This window comes from Ottowia thiooxydans DSM 14619 (assembly GCF_000422885.1).
Lineage (GTDB): Bacteria > Pseudomonadota > Gammaproteobacteria > Burkholderiales > Burkholderiaceae_C > Ottowia > Ottowia thiooxydans.
Window position 1 is genome coordinate 23,458 of sequence record NZ_AUGX01000025.1, and the last position, 24,330, is coordinate 47,787.

The window sequence follows — 24,330 nt, forward strand, 5'->3', positions numbered from 1 at the left end:
ATGGAAGAGAACACTCCCAACGAACGGCCCATCAGCCCGCCTGTCGAGACCGGAAACTCGCCCACGCGCTGGATCGTTGTCTTTTTTGCCCTGGCGCTTTTGGTGCTGGGCGGATACGAGGGCTACCGGTGGTGGTCAGCCAGCGCTGAGCGCGCTGAAACCGCAACTACCGAACCCGTGGCAGAAGTAGCGCCTGCAGTGCCCTCTATAGCTTCGGCACCGGCAGCAGCGCCCCAGCCAGTGCCCGTGCAGCCAGCGCAGGCCAGCCCCCCACCTGTGACAGAAGCCGGCATTCAGGCCCCTGCCGTGGTTGGCACCAACATCATCAACAAGTGCCAGCTGGATGGGCAGGTGACCTTCACCAATGAGCCTTGCCCGGAAGGTGCGGTAGCGGTGATCACTCCAGCAGAAGCCACGGCGATGGACCCCAATGGTGTTTCTGGCTCCACCGGCGACAAAGCCTCAACGGATATCGCGCGAGCCCCTCTTGGCGGAGAGCCTAGCCAGCAAGAGGCCGAGTGTCGCTACCTGGCAGCGGAGATCACGCGCCTGAACTATGAATTCCAGCAATCGCTCCCGCCGCCGGTGCTCGATCAGATTGCCACCCGTCTCAAAGGCACGCGTGATCGCAGTGCGGGTTTGAAGTGTGCTGGCGCTCCCAAGGAGGCTGCTTCCAAACCGGCACCTTCCACACGTCGTGCGGCTTCTGCGCCGGCATCTAAGATGTTGGAAGAGAAGGGCTGATACCGAAAGGCGGTTCATCGAATGAACGCCATTCGTTATGAGCCCACTGAAGCTTAGCTGTCAGCTCCCCGTACCAGCGTATTCCGCGCGAATCTCGTCAGTGTGCTGACCCAGACCAGGCGGCGCGCGGCGGACTGCAAAGCCCTCACCGTTCAGCCGGATGGGAGAGGTGAAGGTCTGCGTTTTCTGGCCGTTGGGCAATTCCAGCGGCTGCACCCAACCCATATGAATAGCTTGTGGATCAGCCAGCGCGGCTGCGTAGTCGTTGATGCGGGCATGGGGAACACCGGCTGCGTTGAAGGCGTTGATCCAGTGGTCCACCGGCTTGGTGGTGAACTCAGCTTCCAGCAGGTCTTTCAGCGCCCCCTGGTTCTTGGCTCGATCGGTGGTGGTGAGAAAGCGGGCGTCTTCAGCCAATTGCGGCATGCTCACTACGCGCAGCACATCCAGCCACAGCTTGTGGTTACCCGCCGCAATGGCGAAATAGCCATCTTTCGCCGCGAACGCCTGATATGGCGCGTTGCGCGGGTGAGCAGAGCCCAGCTTGCCCGGGCTGCGACCATTGCCAAAGAATTCGCTGGTCTGCAAAGCGGCAATACCCAGCGTGCACCCAAACATGGGAATATCAATGTGCGCACCCTTACCCCCGGCCCGCACGTGTACCAGCATCGATGCGATTGAAAAGGCCGCATACAGGCCGGAGGCGAAGTCCGACACGGGCACGCCGCATTTCACCGGCGCTCCATCAGGCTCGCCGGTGACACTCATCACCCCTGCAGCCGCCTGAATGGTGAGATCGAAGCCGCCTTCGCCTGAGCGTGGGCCACTTTGCCCGTATGCGGAGATGGAGCAATACACCAAGGAGGGCTTTTCAACCGACATGGCGGCGTGGCCCAGGCCCAGCCTATCCATCACCCCCGGGCGGTTGTTCTCCACCACCACTTCGGCCTCCAAGATGAGCTTGCGTGCCAGCGCCACGTCCGTGGCGTCTTTGAGGTTCAGAACCGCCGAGCGTTTGTTCCTGTTGAGCGAAGCAAAGTTCTCGCTATAGCCATTGTTCAGCGGCGGCCATTGGCGAAGGCCATCGCCTGCGGGCGGTTCGATCTTCACGACCTCAGCGCCCATATCTGACAGCAGCATGGTGGAGAAAGGGCCTGAGGCGGTAGAGCAAAACTCCACCACGCGGACACCGGCAAGGGGCAACAAAGCGTTCATGAGCTAAGTGGGTATTGAATTAAAAAAGAGAATCAGGATGCGATTGCAGCCATAGCGGCAAAGCCGTCTTCGAGATCGGCAATAAGTTCTGCGGGGTTGTCTAGACCCGCATGCACGCGGATCAAGGGGCCGCCTGACCAGGGGGCCGCAGTGCGCAAGCCTGCCAGGTTGCCCGGCATGATCAGGCTCTCAAAGCCACCCCAGGAAAATCCCAGTTTGAAGTGCTTGCGGTGATCACACAGCGCACTGACCTGCTCAGCGGTGGCCGCGCGCAGCTCAAACGAGAACAGGCCGCTGGCGCCACGGAAGTCGCGTTTCCACAGGGCGTGCTGTGGGTGCGAAGGCAGTGCTGGGTGAAGCACGCGGGCTACTTCGGGGCGTGACTGCAGCCATTGAGCCAGCGTGATGCCATGGCTCTCGTGCGCACGCATGCGCACTTCCAGGGTGCGCATGCCGCGCATGATGAGCCACGCGTCATCGCCCCCTACGCACAAGCCCTGCTGCCGCACAGACTGGTGCAGCTTGGGCCACAACTCTTCACGCACCACGGCGGCGCCCATCAGCACGTCTGCATGGCCGCTCCAGTATTTGGTGAGGGGAATAACCGAGATGTCCACGCCCCAATCAAACGGGCGAGCCAGCACGGGGGATGCCCATGCGTTGTCAATCGCCGTCAGAATGCCGTGCCGCTTCGCGACGGCGCAGATGGCTGGTACGTCCTGAATTTCAAAGGTGTAGCTCCCCGGGCTTTCCAGGTAGATCATGCGGGTGTTGGGCTGCAGCAGCTCTTCAATCGCTGCGCCCACGCAGGGATCGTAGAAAGTGGTCTGCACCCCAAAGCGAGCAAGCATGCCCTGCACAAACAGGCGCGCCGGGCCGTACACCGAATCGCTCATCAGTAAATGATCGCCAGGCGAGAGAAAGGCGAACAGGGTGGCCGCAATGGCGGACAAGCCACTTGGCATCAGGGCTGCACGTGCCGCGTGCGGGCCGGCTTCCAGCTGTGCCACGGCCTCGGCCAGTGCAAAGGTGGTTGGCGTGCCTGCGGTGGCGTAATTGGCCGCACGCCGTTGGCCCGCCGCTGTGGCGGTCACCTCAGCGCGCATGTCCGCCACGTTGGAAAACAGCACGCTGGAAGCCCGCCATACCGGCAGGTTCACGCTTTCGTACGGTTTGCCAGGATCGCGTGCGATCGAAACAACGTCCAAATCAGTGTCTTTTTTCATCGAAGGGAAATGTGGGTTCAACGGACCGCGCGAAGCGGGGGAGCGTGGGGGCCAACAACGCTTAGGACCATGACACAAGCTTCCCTAAACCTGAGGCAAGCGCTTTGTCGGCGGCCAACTCGATGGCACCCAAATCAAGCGCGCCAAATCCAAGCGATTTGTAGAGCGTGATCTCGTCCGTGCTGACGCGCCCCTGGGCGCAGCCCAGCAGCACTTCACCCAGCTCAGCCCGGATATGCTGCTCGGTGATGGCACCGGCGGCGATGGCCCGGCGTACATCACCCGATTCAGCCAGCGCGGCGTCTCTGCGGTCTACAAACAAAAGCGCTGCGGCCATCAGTGCGGGATCAATCTCGCAGGCAGCAGGCGTGCTGGAGCCCACCGCGTTCACATGGCAGCCTGGAGCGATCCACTCTTTCTTCAGGATGGGATCATGCGCTGCGGTAACCGTGCACACCACATCGGCATCACGCACAGCGGCTTCGATGCTGGTGAAGGGCTCGCACCCCATCTCACGCGCCAGTTCTGCGGCTTTCTCCGGCGAGCGGCCCCAGAGGCGGATCTGCGCGTTAGGCAAGATGGCTCTCATGGCAGCGGCATGAGTGCGGCCTTGCACCCCGGCGCCAATGATGGCCACCGTGCGCGCATCCGGCCGGGCGAACGCGCGGGTGGCTAGCGCGGTGGTGGCTGCAGTCCGCAAGGTGGTCAGCTCAGGAGCATCTGCAATGGCCAGCACCTGGCCGTTGTCTCCATCGTGCAGCAACACCACGCCTTGCAAGGGGTCCAGGCCTACTGCAGAGTTCTGCGGTGTGACCACCATTTGCTTAAGACACCACCGGCGCGGGGATTTCATGCGCAGCGTGGGCATGAGCGTCATTCCGTTGGGGCTCTCGCCTTCCGGACGCACGCGTGTTCGTACGGGGGCGTAGAAGCCACCTTCTGCGGTGTCCATGAAGACCTGGCGCATGGCTTCCACGCAATCCGCGGTGGTCAGCACGGCACGCAGGGTAGGCGCGTCCAGTAGGATCATGGGCGACTCCGGATGAAATCAGGCCCGCAGCAATTCACCACGGGGCGCAGGCGCGGAGGAGGCGTCTGCCGGCTGCGCCCGGAAACAACGGCTTGGCCATCGATCAGCACATGGGTGATGCCTGGCAGATCGCCATGGGCCACAGCGTCTGCGAGCGAGGTGCCGGCAGAGCCTTCCACCGGGCCGCACAAGGCCAGATCGGCGGGCCGTCCGGGAGCCAGAATGCCTTCTTGCAACCCGTGGGCACGGCCGGTGTTGCCGGTGGCCACTGCAATGGCCACCGCTGGCGAGAGGCCACACATCGAGGATAGAAAGAGAATGTTGCGCCAGGCGCCGCGTGGAATGATGCCTGTGCCGCCAGGGGTGTCGCTGCCCAAGGTCAAGCGATCGAGCCGGCCGCGCTCCACCAGGCGCCGCACCGCGCGATGGCCCGAGGCGTAGTTGCCGGAGGAGCAGATTTCAAGAGGAAACTCCAGCTCATCAATCACGCGGTCAAGGTCTTCATCGCACATAGGGATGGGGCCGCCCGAGACATGCGCCGCAATGTCTGGCTGCAACCAGGACAAGATTTCGAAGCCGCAAATCTGGCTCACGCCCGAACGTGACACGCCTCCGGTATGCACCTTGCTCCGCAGCCCGCGCTCACGGGCCCAACGCACATAGCGCTTGGCCTCCTCAGGGTCTTGCGCAAATGGATAGAACAGAAACTTCACCAGCTTTGCGCCTGCTCGTGCAAGGCGATCAAAGTGAGCTTCTGTCATGCCCGGCACCAACAATGCAGTGCCCGCATGAAGCTTGACACCACTGGCGCGGTCATTGGCAAAGGTATTGGCAGTGACTTCGGCGAGCGAGGTGATGAGATCGGGCGTTAAATTTCCATAATCCAACCCGGGCATGTGCAATTCACCGGCAGAGAGCATGGTGGTCGTGCCGCCATGCAGGTAATTGCTCACCCAGCCTATGGCATCTTGCGTGGGCGTCCATTCGCCGGCCACGGGGTGCACGTGGCCATCAATCAAACCGGGGACCACGGCAAGGCCACCCGCATCAATGACGGTATCAAACCCTTCATGAGAGCTTGGGTCCAGGGCCTCAACGAGCCCCTTGGCAATGGCAATGGACTTGACCGGCAAGCTGGGCTGCGCCAGATCGCCCGTATAGAACTCTCCAATGTTGTGGATCAAAACACGCTGCATCACCATTACTCCTTAAGTTTGTCGAAGCCAAGGAGGCTGTCGGACTTGGAAATCGCCGGCTGCAAATGGGCCGCAGCGGTCCATTTTTCACCGTCTTTTTGACCCATAGCTTGGCTATGGGCCTGCAAATCCAGCGAAAACTGTCCTCGCTGGGGCCCATTTTCGCTATCGGCGCTCCAAGTCAGACAGCCTCCTAGACGTTAATGACCGATAATCGGACATCATCTCCATAGGCACCATCACTGAGTTATGCCCGAAATTTCCAAGACAGCCGATCAGGCGCTCGTCCTGCTGGCCTATATTGCCGAACACGGTCCGCTGGGAACCACCGATCTCGCACGTGTTCTCGACATGCATCGCACCGTAGTGCATCGGCTGCTTGCAACGCTCCAGGGGCGCGGCTTTGTGCGCCGCGTGGAGGCAGGTTACTTGCCTGGCACGGCGCTTTTGCACCTGGCGCAGTTTGTGGAACCCGAGCTGATCGCGTCGGCCCGCCCTATCCTGGACACGTTGGCTCAGGAGTTTGGCGAGACCTTCATTCTGACCGCCTTGCAAGGCAGCCATGAGGCGATCCAGATCGAGCAGGCCGTGGGCGGCCATCATTTCATGCGGGTGCAATTGACGCGAGGCTTTCGCCACCCTCTCTCCAAGGGGGCCAGTGGGCGCTCCATCCTGGCCTTTTGCGAAGCTCCCACGGTTGCGTACGCGTTGCAGCATTCCGAAGACCCGGATCACTTGTCTCAATTGCTGAGCGAAGTGCGCGAATTGGGTTACGCCGTATCGCACGACGAGCTCTCGCCGGGCGTGCACGGTGTGTCCGTGCCCATCATGCAGGATAAGTTGCCCATCGCCTCGATTGGCGTGGTTTACCCGGCTGTACGTGCCGAGGCGGTGGAGACCTATGTCAAGGCACTTAAAAAAGCCGCCACAGCCATTGCTCGCGCCCTCAAGCAGCAGAGCGCCTGAGACCAAGGCACACCGGAGCTGAACCTGGTTGCGATTGCCTGTGCGCCGCGCTTTCATACCAAGCCGCTCGGAAACACAAATCCGTTCACGCTGAGCCTGTGGAAGCGCTGCGCGAGGCTTCGACCCTTCGTCAAGCTCAGGACAGGCCAAGCTCAGCCCGAACGGTGTGGGTGGAGTGAACGCAATGCGGTATCAAAACGGGCTTTCCACCGCCACGGTTTCCGGAAAATCCTTGATCGCATCCTGAATGGCCTTGCGAACCCGCTGCGCATCGCCCACCTCATGCATGAGCAAGAGCGTCAGGCGCGCCAAAATTTGTGGGGTGGCTTCCTCGCCGGTGCGGGCCATGCTGTAGCAGAGCTCAGTGTAGAGATCGTCCAGATCCTGGGGAGCGAGTGCGGTCACAGAGAGCCTCCTTGGCAGCAGAGTTCGATGGCTTGGCGAATAGCAGGGGCGTCCGCCTGGCGCCAGCGGGCCAGAACGTTTCCGTCCGGGCGAATAAGGTACACCGTGCCGGGTTTGGCGTCGTAGCGCTGGCCAAGATCGCTCTTGGTTTCAAGCGACAACTGGGTTAGCGGCAGATTCAGCTCAGACACTTGTGCGGTCCAGGCCGGTGTTGGCTCGAACGCCATCAGGGTGAATTGCGGGCCTATGTGTTGGCACAGGTGGCCGCCTTGGGGCAGAGGCGCATCAATGAAGGCAAAGCCGCTTCGAGGGCCTGCCGTGAATGCCGCATCTTGCGCAGCTTGATTCAGCGGCGAATCCGGATAGCCCACCGTGGTGCTCTGGCGGGGATCGATCAGGCGGCGAACCCAGGGGTGTTCCGCTGCCAGCCCCAGCACCGCCGAACGCATCAGCGCGAACGCCGGTGCAGGTGGTGCCATGAATTCAGCGCTCTTGGAGGCATGGCGCATGTTCTCGCGCGTGGCAAACACACGCTCAGGCGTATAGGTATCCAGCAGGCGTTCATTGGCCTGGCCTCGCATCACGAAAGCCAGCTTCCAGACCAGGTTGTTCACATCTTCCATGCCGGAGTTGAGTCCGCGCACTCCGAAGATGGGCACTAGGTGGGCAGCGTCGCCCGCCAGCAACACCCGGCCATGCCGATAGTCCTCAAGCGTCAGGCAACTGGCCCGGTACAAGGTGATCCATACCGGTTGCCAGGGTGCGTGTTCGCCAATGAGTTCCAGGTGGCTTCGAATACGCTCCAGCACGTTCTCAGGCTTCACCGCCTCTTCTGGGTCTTCGTCTTCGCGCAATTGATAGTCAAAGCGCCAAAGATCGTCCCGATGTTTGTGCAAAAGCAGTGTGGCACCCGGGTTGGAAGGTGGATCAAACCACGCGCGGCGCCCCGCGGGGAGCTCGCTTTTCATCTTGATGTCCGCAATGATGTACTGGCCGTCGTAGCGTGTGCCCACAAAGCGGGCGCCCAGAGCCTTGCGCACTGCGCTGTGGGCGCCATCGGTGCCCACTACCCAGTCAGCGTTCAGTGTGTAGGTGCCTTCCGGTGTGGACACATCCAGCTCTACACCTCCATCGACCTGGCGCATCGCTTCCATGCGGTTTTGCCAGCGGATTTCAATCAGGTCGGCGTAGTTCGCCCTGATCGAGTCCAGCATGTACTGCTCTATATAGCACTGCTGAATATTCACCAGCCTGGGGAACTTCGCGACGGGATCTTGCGGCACCTCCAGGTGCAACACCTCCTCTGTGCGGTAGTAGCTCCACCCCTCTGCCCAGGGCAAACCCTGGCGCATGATGGGCTCGGCCACCCCCGTCTGCTCGAAGATCTCCAGTGTTCGAGACGTGACGCACCCTGCACGGCTGCCCAGACAAACGCTGTCGTCCGCCTCCAGCACCACGCTGGCGATTCCCTGGCGAGCCAGGCCCAACGCCACCGCAAAGCCCACAGGGCCTCCACCCACCACCGCCACGCGGTGGCGGACCTGATCGCGCCCTTGTTGGGTCTTTGGGACTACGGGCGCGAATTTCTCGTAGTCGAAATATGAAACGAACTCCATCAATGTCCTTGGCCGTTGAGAGAAATTGTGGCAGACTGACGTCCTATATTTGAACAGTGTCATCCTGTATTCGGACAGTCTAACCAAGACAACCGATTTTCGTCAACTATCGTCAACCCCATCGTGAGGACGCCATGCACCCGCCGGAATTCAACGTTAATCGACTGAATCATGTCGCCTGGCGCTGCCGCGACGCAGAAGAGACCCGGGCTTTCTATGAAGATGTGCTCGGTCTGCCTCTTGCGCACGTGGTGCGCGAAGATCGAGTCCCCTCCACTGGAGAGGAAAGCTCGTTCGCGCATCTGTTCTTCCAGATGCGCGATGGCTCTTATGTTGCCTTTTTTGATCTCGGCGATGGCCAGGGCGCCTCTGACCCCACCACGCCCGCCTGGGTCAACCATCTGGCCATGTCGGTCGGCTCTCGCGAAGAGCTTGAAAGCGCACGCCAGCGCCTGTTGGATGCGAATGTCAAAGTGATCGGTATCGTGGATCACAGCTGGCTGCAATCTATCTATTTCCATGATCCCAATGGCCTGCGCCTGGAGCTTTCCTGGCAAGTGGGCGGCGCGGATGTGCTGGATGATTTCTCCCGCAAGGCCCATTCCACACTGGCGCAATGGACGGCAGACAAAGCAGAGGGGCGCGCATGACTTCCTTGACTAAAGAGCTCGTGGTCCTGGATGTCAAGCCAAGCATATCCATGGATTCGCAGTCTGGCATTGCCCAACTGTGGCCCAAAATTTATGGCGCCATTGTGCGGGCCAAGGATCGCAAGACAGCGGCGATCGTCATGCACCCCGCCAGCAATTTCATGGGCCACTATTTGCTGGAGCCTATGGCAGAGGCCGGCATCACCATGCTGGGGCTCAACTCCCGCTACGTGAACAACGACTCCCAGCTCATCATGGAGCGGGTGCTCCAGGATCTGGGCGCCGGCGTACGCTATCTGCGAGAGCAAGGCTACGAGAAGATCATCCTGATCGGCAACTCCGGTGGTGCCGCGCTCGCCTCTTACTACCAGGCGCAGGCCGAGAAGTTCACCGCCACCCATACGCCTGCGGGAGACCCAACAGGGCTGGTGGCTGAAGATTTGCCTCCGGTCGACGGCATCGTGCTCACAGCGGCGCACCCCGGCCGTTCGCGTCTGTTTGCCGACTGGCTTGATCCCTCGGTGATCGATGAGCGCGACGCTTTCTCCGCCAACCCCGAGCTGGACATGTTCAACACAGCCAACGGCCCGGCCTATAGCGCTGAATGGCTGACCCGTTACCGGGCTGCCCAGGTGGAACGCAATGCGCGCATAGAACAATGGGCACGCGCACAACTGGCCTTTATCCGCGCCATGCCAGTACCCGTGCGCGATATGGCTTTCATCATCTATCGCACGGCGGCGGACCCCAGGCACCTGGACTCCAGCCTGGACCCGAATGACCGGCCTGCCGGCAGCAACATCTGGGGCAACCCGCGCGAAGTCAACTATGGCGCCAACAATATTGGCCGCTACACCACAATCACGGCCTACTTGAGCCAGTGGGCGGAATGCACCAAGGCAGATGGCCCCAGCAACCTCATCGAAACCACTGTGCCGGTGTTGTCCATCGAACACACGGCAGATGCTTCAGTGGTGCCTGCGATGAACTTACTGTGGAAGTCACGCCAGCCTGGCCGCATCTCGCGTCATGAGCTGAAAGGCGGCACTCACTACTTGGCTGGTCAACCTGAAAAGGTGCGCGAGACCATAGATGCCATCCTGGATTGGGTCGCACGGGCGGTCTGAAAACCTCGCGATACCACTCGGTATCGCTGCGTTTTTTTGCCTTGCCCCGAGTAAGAATGCATAGATTTCATTCTGTGCAGCTATTTGCGGGGCAGCACACTAGCCGGAGGGGCGCGGGATACCTGAACCGTCTGCGGCAGCCTCAGCCGGCAGTTCAAGCGTTGTAGTCTTTGTGATCTCAGACTTTCGTCAGATTCGCGATCATGTGCGCCAAGCGCGAAAGAAGGCTACGCGGGTTGTCGGTAATGCAATAGTTTCGCCAGCCGAAGATGCGTCGCACGTACGCGTCAGCTGAGTTGTCCACCGCGATGCAGGCCGTGCGTACGCCTGCTTCGCGCGCTTCGGAGACCGCCTGGCGGGCGTCCTCGATCAGGTAGGCAGGGTCGTGTACGTCGATGTCGCTTGGCGCGCCGTCGGTCACAAGTAGCAGCGCGCGCTGTCCGCGCGGCTCTGTCTGCAACAGCGAAGCGGCATGGCGCAAAGCGGCGCCCATGCGAGTCGAATAGCGCCCGCGCACCGCACCGATCATGGCCCGCGCGGGTGCATCAAGCGGCCGGCCAAACTCGAGCAAGCGGTAGTAGTACACCTCAGCGCGAGTGTTCGACGAGAAGCCGTGCACGGCTATGCGGCATGTGCCGCGCGCGTTTGAGGCAGCCAGCAGCAATGCCGCTTGCTTCTCAAGGTCGAGCAGCGATGCATGTCCCGTATCGGTATCGTTCGTGGATTCGGAGAGGTCGAGCAATACCAGCACGCTCGAAGAGCGCGGTCCCTTGCCCGCGCGCATGAAGATGCGTGGGTCGGGCCGCAGCTGGAGCCGACGGTCAATCAACACCTCTACGGCCGCATTGAGGTCGATATCATCACCCTCCGGCTGCCGGCGCAGACGGCGCTTGCGGTCGAGGTGGCGGGGCAACGCTAGTGGAGCAACGTACTCTCTGTTTGCGCTGGCCTGCGCATGCGTCACAGGCAGCCCCTGCCATGTCGGCATCTTCTCGATCACCGTGCACCAGTCAGGGCGTAGGCGTTCCAGCTTGCGGTCCCATTCGGGGTAGCTGTAGCTGCGAAGATTCATCTCGACAGTGGCCTCGGGCGAGGTCATGACATCTTCGCTCGCAGATTTCGAAGGCGGTGATCGTGTGTTCGGCTGCTGCAGAGCGATGGCCTCTTCGGGCGGGACTTCGGCCTCATCAAAATCCCAGAGGTAGCTGTTGTCGTCACGCCAGCGCGCGGGCACCGTGTAGCCGTGGGGCTCGAAGCGCACACGCATCTGGCCGAGGTCGTTGGCGAGGATCGACGCGATGCTGCGGAAGGCGCTGTAATCTTCCAACCCCGCCCGGGACACGGTCTCGTCGAACAGCCGGCGCGCCTTATTTACCCAGTGGTTATCGTCCTGCGCATCGTGCAGAAGGAGTATGCGGTCCATGCGGGCTGCGAGCGCGGCGAAGCGCAGATCCAACGAGTCGGGCATGGGCGCGAGCGATGTGGCGAACCAGCCATGCAACCCAGGGAAGTCGCGGCACAACAGGCGCTCAACGCGCGCGTCTTCGATCGCTGAGACCAGGGCGATGCCCATGGGCTTGAGTGGGTGCGCTGGGCGCGCAGGTTGTGAGTGGCGCAGGTGTGCAACGGCGTGGGCGACCATGGCGCGGCGCAAACCATCTGCGCCTTCGGGCAGCAGTAACCGCCTGCCGACGAGTACTGCCCGTGGTCCCTGCTGTGTCTGTAACTCCAGGTCGATGCCGGCCAGCCCGCGCGCCAGCAGCGACAGCGAGAGCAAGCCGTCGCTCATCCGAACTGGGCCTCTACAAAGCCCTGCAGCGCAGCCTCCATGTCGGGGTCGTCAGTGAGCGCGCGTGTCATCGTCATATCGCAGCTCTCACGAGGCGTGACGCCATTGCGGATGAGCGCGCCCGCGTAGATCAGCATGCGGGTCGACACGCCTTCGTCAAGCCCTCGGTGCTTCAGCTCGCGTGAGCAGTGCGCAATGGCCACCAGCTTCGCGGCAAGGTCAAGCCCGATCTGCGCCTCGTGAGCAACGATTTCCGCTTCGAGACTGCTATCGGGATAGTCAAACGCCAACGCCGCGAAGCGCTGGCGCGTCGAGGGTTTCATGTCCTTCGCGCTGCTCTGATAGCCGGGGTTGTACGACACCACCAACTGAAAATCGGGGTGCGCACGCACCATCTCCCCCCTCTTGTCGAGTGGCAGGATGCGCCGCGCATCGGTCAGCGGATGGATCACAATGGTGGTGTCTTGCCGCGCCTCCACAACCTCGTCGAGGTAGCAAATGCCGCCGTGGCGCACGGCCAGCGTCAGCGACCCATCCTGCCAGGCCGTGCCGTTGGCATCGAGCAAGTAGCGCCCCACAAGGTCTGAGGCTGTCATGTCCTCGTTGCACGCCAGCGTGACCAACGGGCGACCCAGCGACCACGCCATGTGTTCCACGAAACGGGTCTTACCGCAACCGGTCGGCCCCTTCAGGATCAGTGGCATGCGGTGGTGATAGGCCTGTTGGTACAGGCTGACTTCATTGCCCGCTGGCCGGTAGAAGGGTTCGGTCTCGATGCGATAGCTCGCAAGCGGATCCGGAGTGGATGCGGTCATCGTGTGTCGCGCTCCTCTCTCAACGGTGCTTGGCAGGCTCGTTCGGAATGCCCTCAATCGGACACTCCGGCGTACCCACGGTGGTGCGCGTAAACGACTCCACCATTTCACGTGTGCCCTCGGGATCGCTGATCCACTGCGTGTAGAAGTTATACGGACAGGCCGCCACACCCTTGTCACCGTCGCCGGAGTTGATGGTGCCTGTGTAGCCACGATGCACGAGCTTGAACAGGTGGTTTTGCGATTGGCCGTTCTTGCGCGCATCACGGATCAAGCTCATGGACAGCTCTCCGTACTGGATGCCCATCGCTTCCTCGCCGCATTCGCCCAGCGTACGCCCGTCAAAGCCGATGATGGCCGAATGCCCGAAGTAGGAATACACACCATCGAAGCCCGCAGCATTGGCCACAGCGACGTAGGTATTGTTCATGAACGCCATGGCCTTGGATATCATGATCTGTTGTTCCTTGGCAGGGTACATATAGCCTTGGCAGCGGATGATGAGCTCGGCTCCTTTCATCGCGCAGTCGCGCCAAATTTCGGGATAGTTGCCGTCGTCACAGATGATCAGGCTCATCTTCATGCCCTTGGGGCCTTCGCTCACGTAAGTGCAGTCACCCGGATACCAGCCCTCGATGGGCACCCACGGCATGATCTTGCGATACTTCTGGACGATTTCCCCCTGATCGTTCATGAGTATGAGCGTGTTGTACGGCGCTTTGTTCGGATGCTCTTCATGCCGCTCACCTGTGAGCGAGAACACCCCCCACACCTTGGCCTTGCGGCAGGCGGCGGCGAATATCTCCGTCTCCTCTCCTGGCACGGTCGACGCTGTGTCATACATCTCCTTGGCGTCGTACATGATTCCGTGCGTGGAATACTCGGGAAAAATCACCAAGTCCATGCCCGGAAGGCCTCGTTTCATGCCGACCATCATGTCGGCGATCTTGCGCGCGTTGTCCAACACCTCGGCCTTGGTGTGCAAGGAAGGCATGGTGTAGTTGACCACGGCGACGCCCACGCAATCGTTGCTGCTCGATATATCTCCATGTCTCATGACGGTGCTCCTGAAGGGGGAAAGGGATAGGGAGTGAAAGAAATGAAGCCGCCGGGCTTATGCGGGAACGCAGAAAGGCCGCGACGAAGCTCATGCTGTCGCGTGCTCCGAGGTTCTCTTGCGCACAGCATCAGCAAGCGATGCCGCTACCGTTAGCGCCGTGTCAGCTTTCCACCACCGATACCAAAATGCGTTTGCCGGTATCGGGGTCGATGAAGCCGGGGCCGTCAACGTTCATCACAGTCTCGCCGACCCCGAGGCGCACAAAGACATAGCGCACGTCTTCCCCCTCAATGATCTGTGCGCGATGGATCGCTCCGCGTGGGAAGAACGCGTAGTCCCCCTTGCCGATTTCAAAGGATCTTTCGCCTTCTTGGCCCCAATCGACGCGGATTCGACCAGACAGCATGTACATCACGCTGTCGTAGTTGGCATGGTGATGCCACTGGCTAGGGTCGTCGTACGCGGTGACATGGCACTCGCCGACCCACAGGCCGTCCGTTGCAAATGCCTTCATCCGGTTCTGACCGGGCGTAATGGGCCCTTGGGTGAGCGTCTCTTTTGTAACGTACGAAATAGTGTTGAAAATGCCTTGAGCCATGGGAAGCCTCCTGCTTTATGGTGCGCAGCCGATTGCTGCCGAGGCAATCGTAGAGGTCCAATGTGCTGAAGAAAATGTCCACTTTCCTACCGCATACAAGACCATTTCAGCACGTCCAATGACTACGCTTTCTCTGGTGAGCTAGACCGGATATGAAACTCAAGAGGCGCGATGTGCCGAAGCGCAAACCTTGCAAAAGGAAAGGCCTTCAGCGGCGGCTAGCTACATGCCGAACGGAGTCACCAAGGCGGGTAGCTGCGGTCATGAGCAGCGTGCGGTCGTAACCTGTGAAGCATATGTCCAGCCCTGACCGTCCACCGCCGTCCAGATACATTGGTGAGATGGGTCTGACGACTACCCCGCGGCGTGCTGCTTCGGCGGCAACTTCCCGATCATCGATGTCTTCTCTCAGATACGCAACGAAGCGCATGCCGCAGTCAGGCGTGGCGATCGTTGCAAAAGGCTCTAGTGCCGAGCGCAAATGCGGCACGAATTCTTCGAGAATGCTGCTGTAGCGCTGCCGCATCCGACGAATGTGGCTGGTGAAATAGCCTTCCCGCATAAATTCCTCAAGCACGCCGTGATGCGCGGCTGGTGGCCCGCGATCGGTCAGAAAGCGTGCGCCGCGAAATGCCTCTACCAAATCGAGTGGCACCACTAGAAATCCAGTCCGGATGCCAGGGAATAAAACTTTGCTGAGTGTGCCGACGTAGATCACGCGTGACGACTGATCCAAGCCCTGCAACGAAGGAAGGGGCGCTCCCTCGTAACGAAACTCGCTGTCGTAGTCGTCCTCTACGACCCATGCATCGGCCTCGTTGGCTGCATGGAGCAACTCGTACCGGCGCTCGATAGACATGACCGCACCAGTGGGATACTGATGCGACGGTGTCACAAAGATAGCCCTCGGGCGCGGCTCTTTCTCAAGGCCGACTTTGACGCAGAGCCCGCTCTCATCGACGGGCACTGGAACTGTAATGATGTTGGCTGCCCTCAATGCCGTCTGCACGGCCCTGTACCCGGGCTCCTCGATCCACACGGGGTCCTCGGCATTGAGGAGCACGCGGATGGCCAAATCGATGCCTTGCTGTGCTCCTGATGTCACGATGACCTGGTCGGCAGTGCAGTTGACTGATCGGAAGGCGCGCAGATATTCGGCGATCACCTGCCGAAAAGACTCGCGCCCGAAGAGATCGCCATAGCCCAGTACATCCGTGGCAATCGATTTCGCCTGGCGCACCGTGATCTGACGCCAAGCCTCGATCGTTGGGACGTCTACGGAAACGCGACCTGGGCTGAATGGTCGATCGTTAAAGACGGTGCTCTCGCGTAGAACATCTTGATAGCGATAGCCAGCATCCGAAAGCATTCGAAGAGACGCGCTGTCGGAGGCTGCCGCACGCATCAACCCGCGTCCACCCACCGTTGGAAGATGCTCGGCGATGAATGTGCCAGAGCCCTTTTTTCCTTCGATAAAGCCTTCGGCGAGAAGATTGTCGAATGCCGTGACGACCGACGTGCGCGAGACCTGCAAGCGCTCCGACAAAATTCTGGATGAGGGAAGTCTGCTGCCCGCGGGAAGGGCGCGGCTGATAATCGCTTGCCTCAGCTGCAGGTAGATTTGACGAGAAATTTGCGTGGTCGAATCACGGTCAACGGTAATCTCGCGCAGTTCTGCCCACTTGGTTTGGCCTGTTCTCCTCATTCAATCTCCAATCCAAGGTTCAGCAGACATTCTTGCTCTATCCTGGAACAAGTTCGTAGGTAGGGCGCAGCTTATGCAATCTGAAATTTCGCTTCGCTCGCGACTTCAATCGGACGACTCAACGGCGTTTCCGGCTCGCATCCGAACGAGAAGCTTCGACCCGGCGCGGCGGCAAGCAGTGTCTGTGTGTACTCGTGCTTCGGTGCGCTGAACACTTGCTCTGCCGAACCATACTCCACCACACGACCTCGCGACATGACCGCGACGTGGTCGCAGATCTGCGCCGCCACCCGCAGATCGTGCGTAATGAACAGCATCGCCAGTTGCATGCTCGAGCGAATCTCATCCAGCAGTGCCAAAACCTGCGCCTGGACCGACACATCCAACGCTGAAACCGCTTCGTCAGCTATCAGAAGTTCTGGCTCCATCGCGAGTGCTCTGGCAATACAGATCCTTTGACGTTGTCCTCCAGAAAATTGGTGGGGATAGCGGTCAAGCGCCCGCGCATCAAGTTGAACAGTTTCCATCAAAGTCCGTGCTCGCCGCATTGCGGCGTCTTTCGACACGCCAAAATTGAGCGGGCCTTCTATGATGGAGTCGCCCACCGTCCAACGCGGGTTAAGGCTGCGATACGGATCCTGGAACACCATTTGTACACGGCGACGTAGCGGGCGAAGTTGACCTGCCCTCATGGTGGCGATCTCGCTGCCGTTGAGCTGGACTGAGCCCGAACTTGGCGTGATGAGTCGCGCAACGCAGCGTGCGAGCGTAGATTTTCCCGAGCCCGATTCTCCTACGATGCCAAGCGTCTGGCCTCGCCCGATTTGAAGGTCCACACCATCGACCGCGCGTAAGCCCGCAGTCTTGGAAAAAAAGCCCCGGCGCTCATACTCCTTCTTCAAGCCTGTGACCTTCAGCACAGTCTCAGGGGCCTCAGCGGTCTTGGCGGGTATGCGCTGGCGCGGCTTCAGTGAAGGGACCGCGTCTATCAGCATACGGGTATATGCCTGCTTTGGTGAGTTGAGCAGGGCGAGAGTTTGTTGTGTCTCAACCAGGTCCCCAAGGTGCAAGACCACCACGCGATCCGCGATGTCGGCGACGACACCGAAGTCGTGCGTAATGAACAGAACGCCGGTGCCCTTTTTCCTTTGCAAGTCTCGAATGAGGCGCAAAATTTGCGCCTGGGTTGTGACGTCCAACGCCGTAGTGGGCTCATCTGCGATCAAGAGCACCGGCTCCATGATGAGAGCCATGGCGATCATGATCCGCTGGCGCTGGCCACCCGAGAGCTGATGCGGAAAGGAGTTGATCACTCGATCGGGGTCCGGCAACTGCACCTCATCGATAATTTCACGAATGCGGCTGCGTCGCTTTTCGGGCGCCCAGTCAGTGTGCATACGAAGAACTTCGTCAAGTTGAGCACCGCATCTCATGACAGGGTTCAGGGCCGTCATCGGTTCTTGGAACACCATCGACATCCGAACACAGCGCAGCTCTCGTAACCGGGACTGCGAGGCCTTCAGCAGGTTCTCGCCCTCTAGCAGGATTTCGCCGGACAGTACTGGTAGCTCATCCGGGGAAAGGCCCATGATCGTGTGAGCAATCACGGACTTGCCAGAACCCGACTCGCCAACGAGGCATACGACCTCGCCCGGGTTGACAATCAAGTTGACGTTAGTCACGGCACGTTGTCGGTCTCCACCTGCCGGTAACGCCACGTTCAAGTTACTGATGCTCAATACGGGCTTCATCGCTTTGCTTTCTTGGGATCCAGGGTGTCGCGCAGGCCATCCCCTAAGATGTTTACCGCCAGGACGGTTAGAGCCAGGGCAATGCCGGCAAATAGCACGTTATGTGGGTACTGCTGGAAGCTTGCACGTCCCTCAGCCATGATGTTGCCCCAGGTAGGAAGCTCGGCGGGCAAGCCTACGCCAAGGAAAGACAACACCGACTCGGTCAACATGGCAGACGCGCACACATAGGTGCCCTGCACGATCAGCGGGGCAGCGGTATTGGGCAGCAAGTGCTTGAAGATCACACCAAACGAACGTGTGCCCAGTGAAATGGCGGCTTCAACGTAGGGTTCTTCGCGAAGAGAAAGTACGAGCGAGCGCACCAGGCGAGTCACGCGGGGTATTTCAGGTATGGCCACCGCCACGATGACTGTGGTGAGCGAGCCTTTCCACAAAGACACCAGCGCGATGGCTACAAGAATTCCGGGGACAGCCATGATGCCGTCCATCAGGCGCATGATCGCCATGTCAAACCATTTGAAGTAACCGGCGGCCAATCCCGCGAGCAATCCAAAGAAAAGAGCAATAGCCGCACAGGCCGCCCCAATGGACAGCGAAATTTGAGCGCCATAGACCACGCGGCTGTAGATGTCGCGTCCAAGCGAGTCCGATCCCAGCCAGAAGTGGTGCGGTGCGACATCCCCCTCAAGCGAAGTCATCTCCCCTACTGCACTAGGCAACAGGTTGCGACTTCCTGCGTCGAAAAGCGTGGGATCCACGGTGCCAAGCCAGGGAGCCGTGAGGGAAACGCAGAGCAAAAATACCAGCACGGCACCGCCCGCCCGCACGGACCAGTTATTTCGTACGCGGCTCCATATGCCTGTGCGCTTTTTCTGCACCATTGCATCACCGCAGCGGTTTGGCAGCGATGAAGCAGCTACTGCAACTATTGTGGCTTTAGTGTTCATGAAGACGTTTAACTAGTAGCGGATCCGTGGATCCAACAGGAGATATGACAGGTCAACGAGCAGGTTGATCAGCACATACACCATGGAGAAGAACAGAATCACTCCCTGTACGGTGGGAAAGTCACGCGCAAGCACCGCATCGACGGTCAGACGGCCCAGGCCCGGAATCCCGTAAACCGACTCGGTGACAACCACCCCGCCCATGAGCAAGGCAATTCCGATGCCGATCACGGTCACGATCGGCACGGCAGCATTGGACAGTGCGTGCACGATCAACACGCGCATTTCTGTCAGGCCTTTGGAACGTGCGGTGCGCACGTGGTCCTGAGAAAGTACCTCTTGAACGCTGGCGCGCGTGACACGCGCGATCAGCGCGATATAGACGATGGAGAGTGTCAGGGACGGAAGGATCAGATGGTAGAAAAATGGACCTACCCCGTCGCTGAGACGTCGATACCCCTGTACCGGGAGCCAGCCCAACTTCATGGATACCAGCCAGATCAGCATGTAACCGAGCACAAATGAAGGGATGGAAAATCCCAACACCGAGAAGCTCATCAATGCACGATCAAGCCAGCCTCCTTGCCGCCACGCTGCCAGTACGCCAAGAGGCACTGCAAAGCACACGGCGAGAACGATGGAAAAGAGAGACAACGCAAATGTTGGCTCAATACGATGAGCAATCAGTTCGCTGACCGGAGCCTTGTAGTAGTAGGACTGCCCCAGATCGCCGCCAAGCACATGGCCAATCCATAGCCCGAACTGTGTCGTTAGCGGTTCAGAAAGCCCAAGCGCGGCGCGAATCTCCGCCACGTTTTCCGCCGAAGCCGCATCGCCGGCCAAGATACTGGCCGGGTCACCCGGGGTGAGCCGTAGCAACAGGAACACGCCCACCGCCACGATGAACATGACAGGGATCGTCGCAGCGATCCGCTTCAGAACGAAGTTCAGCATGGGCAATCCAGTCCGCGTTCAGGGGGGGCACAGCAAGAAGTGCGCTCGTTCACTTCTTCAGGTTCCAGTAGAAGTTGCCAGGCCCGGTCACCAGACCAGTGACCTCCTTGCGCATGGCCGCCGGATTGACGTATTCCCCGAGCGGGACGTACATGACCACCTCATAAGCGCGCGCTTGCATCGCCTCTGCAATAGCGACGCGCTTTGCCATATCCGGCTCGACAGCGAACTGCTTGCGCAATGCCACCAGTTCCGAGTCTGAAGGCCAACCAAACCATGATTTCTCACCCTCGGCACTCAACGTCAGGCTCGACGCGGGGCTCCAGAGATCAGGCGAGACGATAGTTGTTGTAAAAATACTCCAACCTCCGGCGGCCACCGGATCTTTTTTGGCGCGCCGCGTCACGACAGAATTCCAGTCCATGGCAGCAAGCTCCACCTTGAAGCCAGCCTGGCGCAACAATTGAGCTGCGACGTCAGGTAGTTTGTCGATGGATGGCAGATCGGTTGGTTTCATGATCAGGACTGTGGTGCCGTCGTAGCCTGATGCCTTGAGCAAGTCCCGTGCCATCTTCATGTTTGATTTCGAGAACGATTCGGAGCCCTTGGTAGAGCCGTACGGCGTTCCGCAAATGAACATGGAATAGCAGATCTTGTAATACCCCTTGATGCCGACCTGTGCCTTCAAGAACGCCTCTTGATTGCTCAATGCAGCAAGTGCGGCTTGGCGAACCTTGATGTTGTTGAACGGTGGCTGCAGGTGATTGAATCGCAGTGAGAACTGACTGCCTAGCGTGTTGCCGTTGACGCTCTTGATGTCTTTGTCGGCAGAGAGTGCCGCGTACGAATCGAAACCGGGTTGCTCGATCATGTCGACCTCCCCGTTCCTCAGGGCGTTCACCTGCGACTGCGGATCGCGTAATGCGAGGTTCCACTCCACACGATCAACGTAAACATGTTTCCCTCCCGTGGTGCCGGAGGCCGGCTCTTGACGAGGTACGTATTTGGCGAATTTGACGTAGACGGATTTGTCACCAGGCTTGAATTCGTCGCGCTTGAATACGTAAGGGCCAGAACCGATGTAGTCCTCGATTTGCTTGAACGGATCCGTCTCTGCAATGCGTTTTGGCATGATGAATGGGACGCTCGAGGACGGTTTTCCAAGTGCGTCAAGCATGATGCCGGTGGGCTGCTTTAGATGGATGCGAAAGGTATCCGCTGTCGGTGCGTCAAGCTTGTCAATGAAGCTGTAGAGCAGCTGTCCCATTGGATCGCGCTTACCCCACCTGGTTAGCGACGCCGTTACGTCCTCAGCAGTTACGGGCGCGCCGTCGTGGAACTGCAGTCCCTTGCGCAATGTGAAATTCCACAGCAAACCATCGGGGCTGACGCTCCATGTGTCCACCATTTGGGGCTTGATCGCACCTTTCTCATCCGTTCCAAACAGAGTGTCATAGATCATGTAGCCGTGATTGCGAACGACGTAGGCTGTGGTCCAGATCGGGTCGAGAACCGACAGATTGGTCTGCGGAACGACCTTGAGGACTTTGTTCTGTGCGGCAGCTGCGCTTGATAGCAGCAGACTCGCGGCCGCAGTCAGGAATAAGGATGTGAGCAAGGATTTTCTGTTCTGCGATTTCATTTGGGCTTTCAAGGTTCGTGGAAAGGGCCATCTCGGCAGCGAGCTCGGCTTCTTAGATCGTGAATACGTTCTTAGGGCGAAGGAATTACACACTCGATGGTTCGCCCGCCATCAATCCACTTCAGGTGTGAATCCAAGTCCACTTTGTTCTTGAATGCTGTGAGTTAGAGGCCCATTGAGCCGTTGCCGAGCCTGGGCGGCTCTCCTGTGCTGTGTGTACTCGGCGAAGCTTCCACGAGTGGAATGCCCCAATCAACATGGGCTTTGACTGAAGCTAAGCGCCAGGAGATCAAGCCGCTGGAGCTGCGAGCGTGCATCGTGCAGGCCTGCGCTGGTGGGAAGAGCAACAACGTGCTGATAGCTCGTCAGCGCGTCACTTCGTTGACGGTGATCAAGCGGAGGCACGGTTCGTCAAACATCGACTCAGCGGCCTGATGGGCGTGCCCCATTCTGGGGCGCTAGGGTCATCGGCGATGCCCCAGGAAGTGGTCTACCCGTCGTTGACCAAATACCCGGAGCCTCTCCGGTTAGAACGCAGAGGAAGTCGGCCGGGTGTTCAACGTACCCTCACTTCACTCGGTGCAGCCGCACAGCAAAGACTGCGGCCGCCACCAGCGCAAGGGAAAGCAACAGCTTCTCCTACGCGCTATCCAACAAGGGCACAGTAGCGATCTTTGTGCGCAGCGCGGCATCCAACCGTGATGCAGGCGGTCTGCTCTAGCGCCTTGCTATTGTGTTTGGACCCACGCCGGGTTGATTGGCGCGAACATATCCGCCTTCCAGCTATCTGGGAAGGACGAGAACAAGATCTCGGATCCATCCAACACCCACAAGCTGAGAATCTAATGCAAGTGTCATCCGTCTCAATACAGCAACCACGGGCGTTGCCGTATGGGGATGCAGGTCTCAATCCACGTGAATGTTCTTCGCCTTGATGAGCGCAGCCTACCGCACACGCTCCGTTTCAGCAAAATGACGACGGTGGCAGACACGAAGTGTCGAACGTTAGAGTCGCGCTGGAAGCAGCGTCCCCCAACATTCACCGAAACCGATCCGCGTCGCACCAGGCCGCTCGCACCAGCCTCTCAAGACCACCGAGTCACCGTCTTCCAGGAAGATGCGTTTTTCACCCGATGAGAGGTGAACGGGACGTTTTCCCCCTGCCGTGAGTTCGATCAAGGCGCCGGCCTGGTTTGTCCCTGGTCCAGAGAGCGTGCCGGTGCCCAGCAGGTCACCGGGCCGTAGATCACACCCGTTGACTGAATGGTGCGTGACCATCTGTGCCATCGTCCAGTACGCGTGGTGATAGCTGGTTTCGGCGATGTAGTCTGCGTGCGCGCCTGCAGCCTGCATGCCGACCGTTAGCAGTCCGACCTGCAGTCGGATGTCGATCGCTCCGGACGCGCGGTTCAGCGTACTGTCCAGATACGGGAGCGGTTGGGGATCTGCTGTTTCACGCGTGAACGGCAGCCGAAACGGAACGAGCGCTTCTAGCGTCACAATCCACGGCGAAATGGTAGTCGCGAAGTTCTTGGACAAGAACGGGCCGAGGGGCTGGTATTCCCATCCTTGCAGGTCACGCGCTGACCAGTCGTTGAGCAGGCAGATGCCGAATACGTGCTCTTCGGCATCTGTAATGGGGATGGGATCGCCCGGACGATTGCCCATCCCGACGAATATTCCCAGCTCGAGTTCGAAGTCCAGGCTGCGCGTCGGTGTGAGCACGGGTGTTGTTGTCTCTGCGTCCTTGACCTGGCCTAACGGCCGGCGAAAGCTCTGCCCGGATACGCCGATACTCGAAGCTCGGCCATGGTACGCGATGGGCACCCACTTGTAATTTTGCAGAAGTGGATTGTTCGGACGGAACTGCTTGCCGATATTGGTGGCGTGGTGGACGGAAGTGTAGAAGTCCGTGTAGTCACCAATGTGCGCGGGCAAGTCGTACTCCACGTCATTCATAGGGACTAGGCACGAACCTACTAGTGCCTGGCCCGCCGCGCCGTCCCGCAGGAGGCGCGACAGGGCGAGACGCAGTGCACTCCAGGCAGAAGGACCCAATGCCATCAGCGCGTTCAGATTTTTCATTCCCCCGGCCTCGGCAGCCTGCTTCGCCTGATCGGAAACGAGGCACGAGGCGGCGATACGTGGAAGATCCACGATCTGGTCGCCGATGGCGACACCTCCACGAAACGGCTCGCTGCTGCCTTTGCGTCGGAACACCCCGAATGGCAGATTCTGAATCGGGAAGTCCGTATCGCCCTGGTTCGCTGATACGACCCAGCTGGCAAGTGTCGGGTTATGCGTTTCGTTCAGTTCTCGCATCGAGACGCCTACAAAGCGAGGCTACTGTCATGCATCCACGCGGCGTGTTGCGGGGCACGCCGCGTGCGATCCCACTCGTCAAGCATCAGCCACTTTACCTCGTCCAGCCTCTGATGCATCGCCGGCGTTCCGCAATCCCAGGCCAACTCCAGGCGGTGGCCGTTGGGGTCGAAGAAGTAGATGCTCTTGAACAGGGCATGATCGGCCGGACCGATGACTTCAATGCCATCTGCCTCTAGTCGCGCTTTGGTTGCGAGCAGTGCGTCCATCGATGCTACCTTGAAGGCGACATGCTGTACCCATTTGGGCGTATTGCGGTCTCGGTCCATGGACGGTGATGACGGGATCTCGAAGAACGCCAACACGTTGCCACCACCAGCATCCAGGAACACATGCATGTAAGGGTCCGATGCACCAGTGGAAGGCACCTGATTCTCGGCGATGGCGAGCACGAATGGCATCTTCAGGAAGTGTCCATACCATTCCACTGTCTTCTTCGCATCAACGCATCGGTACGCGACGTGGTGGACGCCCTGGGTAATCATTGTCATTATTAGAAGTCCTGTGCG

22 protein-coding genes are annotated in these 24,330 nt (G+C 59.7%); 5 read left to right on the plus strand and 17 right to left on the minus strand.

Features of this window, described 5'->3' with window-relative positions; translation table 11 throughout:
• Positions 1 to 744 (plus strand): hypothetical protein, encoded by a 744-nt coding sequence (locus G518_RS0118395; protein WP_028603798.1) that lies wholly within the window; start codon positions 1 to 3, stop codon positions 742 to 744.
• Positions 745 to 804: 60 nt separating this feature from the next.
• Here G518_RS0118395 and G518_RS0118400 read toward each other — a convergent pair whose 3' ends face one another.
• From G518_RS0118400 to G518_RS0118415, 4 genes are all read right to left on the minus strand, one after another.
• A complete protein-coding gene (locus tag G518_RS0118400) occupies positions 805 to 1,959 on the minus strand; it encodes a CaiB/BaiF CoA transferase family protein (protein ID WP_028603799.1) in 1,155 nt (384 codons plus the stop codon).
• 32 nt (positions 1,960 to 1,991) lie between these two features.
• Positions 1,992 to 3,185: a cystathionine beta-lyase gene (gene metC / locus G518_RS0118405; RefSeq protein ID WP_036595242.1), complete on the minus strand. Its 1,194-nt coding sequence runs from the start codon at positions 3,183 to 3,185 to the stop codon at positions 1,992 to 1,994.
• A gap of 61 nt (positions 3,186 to 3,246) precedes the next feature.
• Positions 3,247 to 4,215 (minus strand): ornithine cyclodeaminase family protein, encoded by a 969-nt coding sequence (locus G518_RS0118410; protein ID WP_028603801.1) that lies wholly within the window; start codon positions 4,213 to 4,215, stop codon positions 3,247 to 3,249.
• Entirely contained in the window at positions 4,212 to 5,411 is a 1,200-nt protein-coding gene (locus tag G518_RS0118415) for an amidohydrolase family protein (RefSeq protein ID WP_028603802.1), read from the minus strand. Before G518_RS0118415 ends, G518_RS0118410 begins: the two co-directional genes overlap by 4 nt.
• A gap of 249 nt (positions 5,412 to 5,660) precedes the next feature.
• Here G518_RS0118415 and G518_RS0118425 point away from each other — a divergent pair, with 249 nt between their 5' ends.
• Positions 5,661 to 6,377 carry an IclR family transcriptional regulator gene (locus G518_RS0118425; RefSeq protein ID WP_028603803.1) on the plus strand — a complete coding sequence of 239 codons (717 nt, stop codon included), beginning with the start codon at positions 5,661 to 5,663 and terminating at the stop codon, positions 6,375 to 6,377.
• 192 nt (positions 6,378 to 6,569) lie between these two features.
• Here the strand turns inward: G518_RS0118425 and G518_RS35820 are convergent, their stop codons facing one another.
• Positions 6,570 to 6,782, minus strand: a complete 213-nt coding sequence (locus G518_RS35820; protein WP_036595244.1) for a DUF2783 domain-containing protein — start codon at positions 6,780 to 6,782, stop codon at positions 6,570 to 6,572.
• Entirely contained in the window at positions 6,779 to 8,398 is a 1,620-nt protein-coding gene (locus G518_RS35825; protein ID WP_036595245.1) for an FAD-dependent monooxygenase, read from the minus strand. The genes G518_RS35820 and G518_RS35825 overlap by 4 nt, the downstream gene beginning before the upstream one ends.
• Positions 8,399 to 8,532: 134 nt before the next feature.
• Between G518_RS35825 and G518_RS0118440 the strand changes: the two genes are divergently transcribed.
• A complete protein-coding gene (locus tag G518_RS0118440; protein WP_028603804.1) occupies positions 8,533 to 9,048 on the plus strand; it encodes a VOC family protein in 516 nt (171 codons plus the stop codon).
• Positions 9,045 to 10,175, plus strand: coding sequence for an alpha/beta hydrolase (locus tag G518_RS0118445; RefSeq protein WP_028603805.1), 1,131 nt, complete (start codon positions 9,045 to 9,047; stop codon positions 10,173 to 10,175). The genes G518_RS0118440 and G518_RS0118445 overlap by 4 nt, the downstream gene beginning before the upstream one ends.
• A gap of 178 nt (positions 10,176 to 10,353) precedes the next feature.
• Here G518_RS0118445 and G518_RS0118450 read toward each other — a convergent pair whose 3' ends face one another.
• The 9 genes from G518_RS0118450 to G518_RS0118495 all read right to left on the minus strand — a co-directional run bounded on the left by G518_RS0118450 (position 10,354) and on the right by G518_RS0118495 (position 21,439).
• On the minus strand, positions 10,354 to 11,817 hold the full coding sequence (locus G518_RS0118450) for a nitric oxide reductase activation protein NorD (protein WP_245598023.1): 1,464 nt from the start codon (positions 11,815 to 11,817) through the stop codon (positions 10,354 to 10,356).
• 143 nt (positions 11,818 to 11,960) lie between these two features.
• Complete coding sequence (locus G518_RS0118455; RefSeq protein ID WP_028603807.1) at positions 11,961 to 12,779, minus strand: CbbQ/NirQ/NorQ/GpvN family protein; 819 nt, start codon at positions 12,777 to 12,779, stop codon at positions 11,961 to 11,963.
• Between the two features lie 19 nt (positions 12,780 to 12,798).
• Positions 12,799 to 13,836: an aliphatic amidase gene (locus G518_RS0118460; RefSeq protein WP_028603808.1), complete on the minus strand. Its 1,038-nt coding sequence runs from the start codon at positions 13,834 to 13,836 to the stop codon at positions 12,799 to 12,801.
• 163 nt (positions 13,837 to 13,999) lie between these two features.
• The gene (locus tag G518_RS35830) at positions 14,000 to 14,437 is read right to left on the minus strand and encodes a cupin domain-containing protein (protein WP_051237007.1); all 438 of its coding nucleotides are present in this window, start codon (positions 14,435 to 14,437) and stop codon (positions 14,000 to 14,002) included.
• Positions 14,438 to 14,645: 208 nt separating this feature from the next.
• Positions 14,646 to 16,142, minus strand: coding sequence for a MocR-like pyridoxine biosynthesis transcription factor PdxR (gene pdxR, locus G518_RS35835; protein ID WP_036595247.1), 1,497 nt, complete (start codon positions 16,140 to 16,142; stop codon positions 14,646 to 14,648).
• Between the two features lie 71 nt (positions 16,143 to 16,213).
• Entirely contained in the window at positions 16,214 to 17,893 is a 1,680-nt protein-coding gene (locus G518_RS35840) for an ABC transporter ATP-binding protein (protein WP_084651972.1), read from the minus strand.
• Entirely contained in the window at positions 17,890 to 18,843 is a 954-nt protein-coding gene (locus G518_RS0118485) for an ABC transporter permease (protein WP_084651974.1), read from the minus strand. Before G518_RS0118485 ends, G518_RS35840 begins: the two co-directional genes overlap by 4 nt.
• A gap of 12 nt (positions 18,844 to 18,855) precedes the next feature.
• Positions 18,856 to 19,797 carry an ABC transporter permease gene (locus G518_RS0118490; RefSeq protein ID WP_028603810.1) on the minus strand — a complete coding sequence of 314 codons (942 nt, stop codon included), beginning with the start codon at positions 19,795 to 19,797 and terminating at the stop codon, positions 18,856 to 18,858.
• A gap of 49 nt (positions 19,798 to 19,846) precedes the next feature.
• Positions 19,847 to 21,439 carry an ABC transporter substrate-binding protein gene (locus tag G518_RS0118495; protein ID WP_028603811.1) on the minus strand — a complete coding sequence of 531 codons (1,593 nt, stop codon included), beginning with the start codon at positions 21,437 to 21,439 and terminating at the stop codon, positions 19,847 to 19,849.
• 243 nt (positions 21,440 to 21,682) lie between these two features.
• Here G518_RS0118495 and G518_RS40065 point away from each other — a divergent pair, with 243 nt between their 5' ends.
• Positions 21,683 to 21,874, plus strand: coding sequence for a hypothetical protein (locus G518_RS40065; RefSeq protein WP_156909457.1), 192 nt, complete (start codon positions 21,683 to 21,685; stop codon positions 21,872 to 21,874).
• 570 nt (positions 21,875 to 22,444) lie between these two features.
• Here the strand turns inward: G518_RS40065 and fahA are convergent.
• A complete protein-coding gene (gene fahA, locus G518_RS0118505) occupies positions 22,445 to 23,761 on the minus strand; it encodes a fumarylacetoacetase (protein WP_028603812.1) in 1,317 nt (438 codons plus the stop codon).
• 8 nt (positions 23,762 to 23,769) lie between these two features.
• Positions 23,770 to 24,306 (minus strand): VOC family protein, encoded by a 537-nt coding sequence (locus G518_RS0118510; RefSeq protein ID WP_028603813.1) that lies wholly within the window; start codon positions 24,304 to 24,306, stop codon positions 23,770 to 23,772.
• Positions 24,307 to 24,330 lie beyond the last annotated feature (24 nt).